9 protein-coding genes and 1 pseudogene are annotated in these 8840 nt (G+C 65.3%); all 10 read left to right on the plus strand.

From position 1 onward, the window contains the following. Window positions 1-412, plus strand: a pseudogene (locus QOC89_RS18385) (methyl-accepting chemotaxis protein); the annotation flags it as partial. Window positions 413-616: 204 nt separating this feature from the next. Beyond that, window positions 617-1636: a CheR family methyltransferase gene (locus QOC89_RS18390; protein WP_323046330.1), complete on the plus strand. Its 1020-nt coding sequence runs from the start codon at window positions 617-619 to the stop codon at window positions 1634-1636. Further along, the gene (gene cheD / locus QOC89_RS18395) at window positions 1633-2418 is read left to right on the plus strand and encodes a chemoreceptor glutamine deamidase CheD (protein ID WP_323046331.1); all 786 of its coding nucleotides are present in this window, start codon (window positions 1633-1635) and stop codon (window positions 2416-2418) included. Before QOC89_RS18390 ends, cheD begins: the two co-directional genes overlap by 4 nt. Before the next feature lie 5 nt (window positions 2419-2423). Further along, window positions 2424-3512 (plus strand): chemotaxis response regulator protein-glutamate methylesterase, encoded by a 1089-nt coding sequence (locus QOC89_RS18400; RefSeq protein WP_323046332.1) that lies wholly within the window; start codon window positions 2424-2426, stop codon window positions 3510-3512. Window positions 3513-3640: 128 nt separating this feature from the next. Next, on the plus strand, window positions 3641-4036 hold the full coding sequence (cheY, locus tag QOC89_RS18405) for a chemotaxis response regulator CheY (protein ID WP_179735052.1): 396 nt from the start codon (window positions 3641-3643) through the stop codon (window positions 4034-4036). A 1-nt stretch (window position 4037) separates the two neighbouring features. Beyond that, window positions 4038-4748 carry a protein phosphatase CheZ gene (gene cheZ / locus QOC89_RS18410; protein WP_323046333.1) on the plus strand — a complete coding sequence of 237 codons (711 nt, stop codon included), beginning with the start codon at window positions 4038-4040 and terminating at the stop codon, window positions 4746-4748. Window positions 4749-5036: 288 nt separating this feature from the next. Beyond that, window positions 5037-5582 (plus strand): DUF2844 domain-containing protein, encoded by a 546-nt coding sequence (locus tag QOC89_RS18415; RefSeq protein WP_323046334.1) that lies wholly within the window; start codon window positions 5037-5039, stop codon window positions 5580-5582. A 15-nt stretch (window positions 5583-5597) separates the two neighbouring features. Then, entirely contained in the window at window positions 5598-6896 is a 1299-nt protein-coding gene (locus QOC89_RS18420; protein ID WP_323046335.1) for a DUF3443 domain-containing protein, read from the plus strand. Between the two features lie 322 nt (window positions 6897-7218). Further along, complete coding sequence (gene flhB / locus QOC89_RS18425; protein ID WP_323046336.1) at window positions 7219-8430, plus strand: flagellar biosynthesis protein FlhB; 1212 nt, start codon at window positions 7219-7221, stop codon at window positions 8428-8430. Continuing rightward, window positions 8427-8840 (plus strand): FHIPEP family type III secretion protein (locus QOC89_RS18430; RefSeq protein ID WP_323046337.1); only part of this gene is annotated, 414 nt, incomplete at its 3' end. The genes flhB and QOC89_RS18430, both read left to right, overlap by 4 nt.

The raw sequence follows: 8840 nt of genomic DNA on the forward strand, positions 1-8840 counted from the left end.
TCAATTGCAAGCGGTGGTGAATGTCTGGAAGGTGGCCGGCGGCCAGACCCGCACCGGCGCCACCGGGGTGCGCACGCAAGCCGCGATGCGCACGAACGGCGGCACGAAGGGCAGCGCGAACAGCAACGCGGATGGCGTGACGGTCGGCGGCAAGACTGCTCAGCCGGCCAGAGCACCGCAGCAGGCGCACGGCAACGCCGCCGCGAATTCGGCTGCAAATTTGACAACGCAGACGGCGACCCAGACGGCCAACCACGCAGCGCCGCCTTCGGCCACCCATGGCGCCGACGCGGCACGTGTCGAGCCGGCTCTGAAGCCGAGGACGGCCCGCGCCGCAGCCGAATCTACAGCGCGTCCTGCCGCGGCAGGCACGGCGTCGGCAGGATCGGACGCGGACTGGGAAACATTCTAGGAAGCGGCACAAAGATATGCGGTCATTCGGCATCTCGCTCCATGACGGGCGAATCATCGAAGCACGCTTAAGAAGCGTGTCGCGGGCCGACTGCGTGTTTGCAGCACTCGCGGGCGGGCGCGACCCCGCGAACACAACCCCTTTCGCCCGAAGCAATCCTTCGGGCGAAAAGTGGGATGGCTCGTATCGCAGGCAGGAACTTTCATGATGGCAACGCGCGCGCAACAACCTCCGCGTCGGGCAAGTCTGGAACCGGCACGTCCGCAACCGGCACGTCCGCAACCGGCAAGCCCCGAACGGGTGGAACCGGCCAGACCCGGCGAGCAAGGACGGGATTTCGAATTCACGTCGGCGGATTTCGCCCGCATTCGCGAACTGATTCATCGCGGCGCGGGTATTTCGCTGTCGGACCACAAACGCGACATGGCGTACAGCCGGCTGGCGCGACGCCTGCGCGCCCGTGGTCTGGAGACCTTCAGGCAGTATCTCGATCTGCTCGAAGCGGAAAACGATCCCGCCGAGTGGGAAGCGTTCACCAATGCGCTGACTACCAACCTGACCGCGTTCTTCCGCGAAGCCCATCATTTTCCGATCCTTGCCGAGTTCGTGCCGCGCCGTGCGCAGCCGGTCTCGGTGTGGTGTTCGGCGGCCTCGACCGGTGAGGAACCGTACTCGATCGCGATGACGCTGATCGAAGCGCTGGGTGACAGCGGCGCGCGTCAGGCGAGCGTGCTCGCCACCGACATCGACACGCAGGTGCTGGCGAAAGCCGAAGCCGGCATGTACCAGTTCGACCAGGTGAAGCATCTGTCGCCCGAGCGGCTCAAGCGCTTCTTCCTGAAGGGGACGGGCGCGCACACCGGCATGGTGAAGGTGCGCCCCGAAGTGCGCGCGATGGTGCGTTTCGAACAACTGAACCTGACGGACCGCGATTACGCGTTGCGCTCGCAGTTCGACGCGATCTTCTGCCGCAACGTGATGATCTATTTCGACAAGCCGACGCAGGCGCAGGTGCTCGCGCGCTTCGAGCCGCTGATGAAATCGGGCGGTTTGCTGTTCGCCGGCCATTCGGAAAACTTCACCTACGTGACGCAGGCGTTCAAGCTGCGCGGCCAGACCGTCTACGAACTGACGCGCGACGCCGGCGCCGGCACCGCCGCGCGCACGCCGGCACGCGCTACGGGCCAAGCCGGCAGCGCAAAGACTAGCGGGGTGACCGCATGAGCAGCAGCCTGCCGATTGCGACGAATCTGTACTTCGACAATCATTTCAAACGGCCCGGCGTGAAGCTGTTGCCGAACGAGTTTTACACCACCAACGAAGACATGGTGCTCGTCACCGTGCTCGGTTCGTGCGTCGCGGCCTGCATCCAGGATCGCACGGCGGGCATTGGCGGCATGAACCATTTCATGCTGCCCGACGACGGCGCGGACGCCGGCCAGCCGGCATCGGATTCGATGCGCTATGGCGCGTACGCGATGGAAGTGCTGATCAACGAACTGATCAAGGCCGGCGGCCGGCGCGAACGCTTCGAAGCCAAGGTGTTCGGCGGCGGCGCGGTGCTGGCCGGCATGACCACGATGAATATCGGCGATCGCAATTCGGAATTCGTGCGCCGCTATCTGGCGCTCGAAAAGATCCGCATCGTCGCTGAGGATTTGCAGGGAAACTATCCGCGCAAGGTTGCCTTCATGCCGCGCACCGGCCAGGTGATGGTGAAGAAGTTGCGCTTGCAGCAGGAGGCTGGCGTGGCCGAGCGCGAACAGGCGCTCGTGCGGCAAAGCGCCGAAGCGCGTGCCGAGCGGCTCGCGGCGGCGCGCCGGCGGGTCGAGTTGTTCTCGACGCCGGCCGCCACGCGGCCGAAGGCGGAGCTGTTCGGCGCGGCGGGCGCGGCGGGCCCGGCAGGCAGCGCGGGCACAGGTGCAAGCAAGCCGCGCATCGAGCTATTCGGTACGAGCTCGCGCCCAATTAATCCAAACAACGCCAGAACTACAGAGGAGGCGTGAGCGCTGTGCAAAAGATCAAAGTACTGTGCGTCGACGATTCGGCGCTGATCCGCAGCCTGATGACCGAGATCATCAACGGCCAGCCGGACATGACCGTCGTGGCGACCGCGCCCGACCCGCTGGTCGCGCGCGATCTCATCAAGCAGCACAACCCGGACGTGCTGACGCTCGACGTCGAAATGCCGCGCATGGACGGCCTCGACTTCCTCGAAAAGCTGATGCGTCTGCGGCCGATGCCGGTCGTGATGGTGTCGTCACTGACCGAGCGCGGCAATGAAATCACGCTGCGCGCGCTGGAACTCGGCGCAGTCGACTTCGTCACCAAGCCGAAGGTCGGCATTCGCGACGGCATGCTCGACTACTCGGAAAAGCTCGCCGACAAGGTTCGCGCGGCCGCCCGCGCGCGGGTGCGCCAGGCCGCGCCCGCCCAGCACGCGGCGACGCACGCCGCCGCCGCCGTGACCGCCGCCGCGCCGCTCTTCAACAATCCGCTGCTCAGTACCGAGAAACTGATCATCGTCGGCGCCTCGACGGGCGGCACCGAAGCGATCCGCGAAGTGCTCGTGCCGCTGCCGCCGGACGCGCCCGCAGTGCTGATCGCGCAGCATATGCCGCCGGGTTTCACGAAATCTTTTGCGCAACGCCTTAATGGTTTGTGCCGGATTACCGTTAAAGAGGCAGAGCACGGCGAACGCGTGCTGCCGGGACACGCCTATATCGCGCCTGGCCACGCTCACCTGTTGCTGGCGCGCAGCGGCGCGAACTATATCGCGCATCTGTCGGACGAACCGCCGGTGAACCGGCATCGGCCGTCGGTCGACGTGCTGTTCCGTTCGGCCGCGCAGCACGCGGGCAAGAACGCGGTCGGCGTGATCCTGACCGGCATGGGACGCGACGGCGCCGCCGGACTGCTGGACATGAAAAAGGCGGGGGCGTACACCCTCGCGCAAGACGAAGCGAGCTGTATCGTCTTCGGCATGCCGCGCGAAGCCATTGCGCTCGGCGCCGCGGACGAAATTGCGTCGCTGCAGGAGATGAGCCGTCGCGTGATGGCGCGTCTGTCGTCGATGGGTGAACGCGTACAGCGGGTATGATGCGCGGGCCTGACGGCGAGCGCCAGGCATGGGGCCGGAGTCACTGCTAAAGCGCCAACTCCGGCCAATACAGACCTGACAGAACTGGCGGTCACGCGCCGCACCATGGATCAAGCAAAGGGAATGAAATGGATAAGGGAATGAAGATTCTGGTGGTTGACGACTTTCCGACGATGCGCCGGATCGTTCGCAACCTGCTCAAAGAGCTCGGCTACTCGAACGTCGACGAGGCGGAAGACGGTCAGGCCGGCCTCTCGCGTTTGCGCGGCGGGTCGTTCGACTTCGTGATCTCCGACTGGAACATGCCGAACCTGGACGGTCTGGCCATGCTCAAGGAAATCCGCGCCGACGCCAGCCTTACGCATCTGCCGGTGCTGATGGTGACGGCCGAGTCGAAGAAGGAAAACATCATCGCGGCGGCGCAGGCCGGCGCGAGCGGTTATGTCGTCAAGCCGTTCACGGCCGCGACGCTCGACGAGAAGCTCAATAAGATTCTCGAAAAGATGGCGAAAGCCGGGAGCTGATGTGACTCTGCCGACCAACGCGCAAGGCGCCGAAGCGGTCAACGAGAGCGGCGAGTTCGCGTCCGACCGCATCCTCGCCCGTATCGGACAACTGACGCGCACGCTGCGCGACTCGATGCGTGAGCTCGGGCTCGACAAGCATGTCGAGCGTGCGGCGGAAGCCGTGCCCGATGCTCGCGTCCGTCTTAAGTCCATCGCGAACATGACCGAGCAGGCCGCCGAGCGCGTGCTGTCCTCGATCGACGTCGCCAAGCCGATTCAGGAACAGTTGCAGAAAGATGCCGGCGAGCTCGATGCGCGCTGGGAGCAGTGGTACGCGGCGCCGATCGAGCACGAGGAAGTGCGCGCGCTGCTGAACGACACGCGCACTTTCCTGCGCGGCGTGCCCGCGGCGACCACCGCGACCAACACGCAGCTGATGGAGATCATGCTGGCGCAGGACTTCCAGGATCTGACCGGCCAGGTCATCAAGAAGATCACGGATGTCGTGTACCTGATCGAGCAGCAACTGCTCGGCGTGCTGGTCGAGAACATCGCGCTCGAGCGGCGCGAGCAGTTCGCGGCGAATGCAGCGGCGCTGGCGGCCGAGCCGTCGTCCACCGGCAGCCCCGAACATCTGTTGAATGGTCCGCAGGTCAATCCGGAAGGCAAGGCGGACGTGGTGCAGGACCAGTCGCAGGTCGACGATCTGCTGGCGAGCCTCGGCTTCTGATCGACGCGTGACCCGCGGGTGACCTGTCGGGCGCCCGTACGGGCGCGACACCGGATCGGTATGCGCGGCAGGCCACGCCTGCGCGCTTGCTGTCTGCCGACACAAACCACAGGCATACTACGAGCTCAAGCAGCGGCACGGCTTGCCGGTGAGCAACAGTCACCGGCCGGTGGCACGGTGAGGCAACCCTCCTGTGTGCGACCCGGGCAGTGCCGTATGATCTGCATACATGCGGCCGGTTCGCACGAGGTGCGAGCCGAGCAGCAGCCGCTCGGGAGGAGCCTCGTTATGTGGAGTCGCGTACGCCGCGCCGGGTCCGTTATGGCGCTTGCATTACCCTGTTTGCTGGCCGTCACGCAGTCCGCGCATGCGGGACTGGGCGGCGCCCCGATGACACCCCCCGCGGATTCGTCGGTTTCTTCCCGCACCGTGCAGCTTGGCACCAGCCCGGCAACGGCTGCGCAAAGCGTGATGCGTTCTGCATCCAGTGCTGCGTCTTCGGTCCCGGCTGCCACGTCGTACACCGTGCGTGAAACCACGCTCGGCAACGGCACCGTTGTGCGTGAGTATCTGGCCGCCGACGGTTCGGTCTTCGGCCTTGCCTGGCGTGGTCCGCAAATGCCGGATCTCAACGATCTGCTCGGCAGCTATTTTCCGCAGTACGTGGCCGGCGTGAAAGCCGTGCGCGCGGCGCGCGGAGGCGGTCACGGCCCCGTCGCGGTCGACCAGGGCAGCCTCGTGGTCCGCTCCGGCGGCCACATGGGCGCGTTCAACGGTCAGGCCTGGTTGCCGCCCGCGCTGCCCGCCGGCGTCAGCGGTTCCGACATCCAGTAAGGGCGAGGACGAACGATGCGAACCATGCATAGTGTTGTGAAGCTCAAGGACTGGGCACGGGCCGTCGTGGCCGTGGCCCTGGTGTCGGCGCTGGCGGCATGCGGCGGCGGAGGTGGCGACAGCTCCAGTTCCAATAACAATTCGTCGAATTCGCTGAACGGCGGCTCGCTGCCGGCCAGCCCGACCCAGCAACCGATCGCCGCGACCGCGGCGAACACCGTGCCTATCACGGTTGGGCGGGGTGTGAACGGCGTTATCAATATTCCCACGGTGAGCGTGAAAATTTGCGCCCCCGGCTCGGCTTCCAATTGCCAGACCATCAACAATATCCAGGTCGATACCGGATCATTCGGGCTGCGGGTGGTCGGCTCGGTGCTGAACGCCTCGTTGCTGCAAGCGCTGCCGGTTAGCGCGGTGGCCGGCAGCGGCGCGCAACTCGCCGAGTGCGCGACCTTCGCCGACGGCTACACATGGGGCACGGTGCGCACAGCGACCGTGGTAATCGGTGGTGAAACGACGACCACGGCCATCCCGCTGCAGATCATCGGTGACAAGGACGCCAGCACGGTGCCCGCGCGCGGTTGCGGCAGCGGTTCGGCGGAAAACACCGTCGCCGACCTCGGCGCCAATGGCATTCTCGGCATCGGCACGGCCCCCACGGATTGCGGCGCAACCTGCGTCGATCCAACAACGGCAGCCAATTTCAGCAATTATTTCTCGTGTCCGAACGGCATATCCTGCGTCCGTACCGCGGTGCCGCTCAATCAGCAGGTCGCTAATCCAGTCGCCAACTTTGCGGTCGACAACAACGGATTGATCGTGCAGATGCCGGCGGTGCCCGACACCGGTGCGCCATCCGCCACCGGCACGCTGGTGTTCGGCATCGGCACGCAGTCGAACAACGCGCTCGCAGCCTCGCAGACCTTCACCACCGATGCCTTCGGCGACCTGAACAACAGCGTGTACAACGGCACGACGGTGCAGGCGTTCTTCGATTCGGGTTCGAACGGCTACTTCTTCGCCGATAGCTCGCTCCCGCTGTGCAGCAGCAATTTCGCCGGGTTCTATTGCCCGTCGGCCGCGCAAACCCGGTCGATCACGCTGGCCGGTGTGGGAAGCGCGAAGGCCGCCGTCAGCATCGGCATCATGAACGCGGCGACGCTGTTCGGTAATGCCAGCAACTTTGCGTTCAATGACCTGGCAGGGCAGATCGGCGGCAACAGCAGTTTCGATCTCGGTTTGCCGTTCTTTTATGGCCGCCACATGTATTACGGTTTCGCGAGCGGCGGCCAGGCGCCTTTCGTTGGCTTTTGAGCCGCATGGCGAAGGCGTAAGAGCCCGTTGGATACCCGCGCGGCGCCGCGTGGGTATCCGATTGAGCGTGGCTGGCATCCGTAACCCACCCCGCTCGGCCGACTCGCCTTCAGTTAGCCGCCCGTAGCTCGCGCTCCATCGCCCGGGCGAGGGCAGTCGCGGGGCCCCACCGGCAAGCGCCGCCGCGCCGCTTACCGGCTGTTCCATTCCTCGAAATGCCCCCCTTTCTCTGTGCTTATCCGCCGATCGTGGCATGCGTCGAGCGGGAATAATCGCTCTCACTGGAAAGAGGCGCCGTGCCTCAGCCGACTGGAGAGCGTTTGTGGCAGAGGATAGCGACCTCGAAAAAACCGAATCAGCCACCCCCCGGCGCCTGCAAAAGGCGCGCGAGGAAGGGCAGATCGTGCGTTCGCGGGAGCTGTCGACGTTTGCGCTGCTCGGCGCGGGATTCTTCGGCACATGGGGTATGGCAGGCAGCATCGGCGAGCATCTGCAGGCGATGCTGCGCGCCGCTTTTGTATTCGACCATGCCACGGCGTTCGAAACCCGCCGCATGCTGATCGGCGCGGGCGCCGCGGGCCGTGAAGGCCTGTACGCGTTGCTGCCGATTCTCGCCTTCACCGGCGCTGCCGCGTTGCTCTCGCCGATGGCGCTGGGCGGCTGGCAGTTGTCGGCGCAAGGCCTCGCGCCGAAGTTCAGCCGGCTCGATCCGATCGCCGGCCTCGGCAAGATTTTTTCGATCAACGGGCCGGTCCAGCTCGGTATGTCGCTCGCGAAGACGCTCGTGGTGGGCGGCATCGGCGGGACGGCGATCTGGAACCGCCGCGAGGACATCCTCGCGCTGGCGACCCAGCCGCTGCACCTTGCGCTCGCCAACTCGGCGCATCTGATTGCAGTGTGCTGCGGCATGACGGTAGCGGGCATGTTCGTCGTCGCCGCGCTCGACGTGCCGTATCAGCTCTGGCAGTTCCACAAGAAACTGCGCATGACGAAGGAAGAAGTGAAGCGCGAACACCGCGAAAGCGAAGGCGATCCGCATGTCAAAGGCCGGATTCGCCAGCAACAGCGCGCCGTTGCCCGCCGCCGCATGATGACCCAGGTGCCGAAGGCCGATGTAGTGGTGACCAACCCGACGCACTTCGCGGTCGCGCTGCAATATACGGACGGCGAGATGCGCGCGCCGAAGGTGGTCGCCAAGGGCGTGAACCTGGTGGCGGCGCGGATTCGCGAAATCGCCGCCGAAAACAACGTGCCGCTGCTGGAAGCGCCGCCGCTCGCGCGTGCGCTGTATCACAACGTCGAACTGAACCGCGAGATTCCGGGGCAGCTGTACGGCGCGGTCGCCGAAGTGCTGGCGTGGGTGTATCAGTTGCGGCGCTTCGCGACCGAGGGCGGCGAAGCGCCGGTCAAACCGACCGACTTCGACGTGCCGGCGGAACTCGACAAGGGCGGCGTGTCGGACGATGAAGCCGAACAGGAAGCCGCCGAGACGCTCAAAAACGCTAACGACGATGCTTCAGGAGCCTCCGCATGAACGCTCGCGCCGGATTTCTGTCCCGACGCCCGGATGCCTTGAGCGGCACCAATTTGCGCGCCCTCGCAGGGCCGGTGCTGATCTGCATGATTCTCGGCATGATGATTCTGCCGTTGCCGCCGTTTCTGCTGGATCTGCTGTTCACCTTCAATATCGCGCTTTCCGTGATGGTGCTGCTCGTCAGCATGTACACGATGAAGCCGCTGGACTTCGCCGCCTTCCCAAGCGTGCTGCTGTTCTCGACCTTGCTGCGCCTGTCGCTGAACGTGGCGTCCACGCGCATCGTGCTGCTCGAAGGCCATACCGGTCCGGCCGCGGCCGGCCAGGTGATCGAGTCATTCGGCCACTTTCTGGTGGGCGGCAACTTCGCGGTCGGTATCGTCGTCTTTGTCATTCTGATGGTGATCAAC

Origin of the sequence: Paraburkholderia sp. (assembly GCF_034668105.1) — a bacterium.
GTDB lineage: Bacteria > Pseudomonadota > Gammaproteobacteria > Burkholderiales > Burkholderiaceae > Paraburkholderia.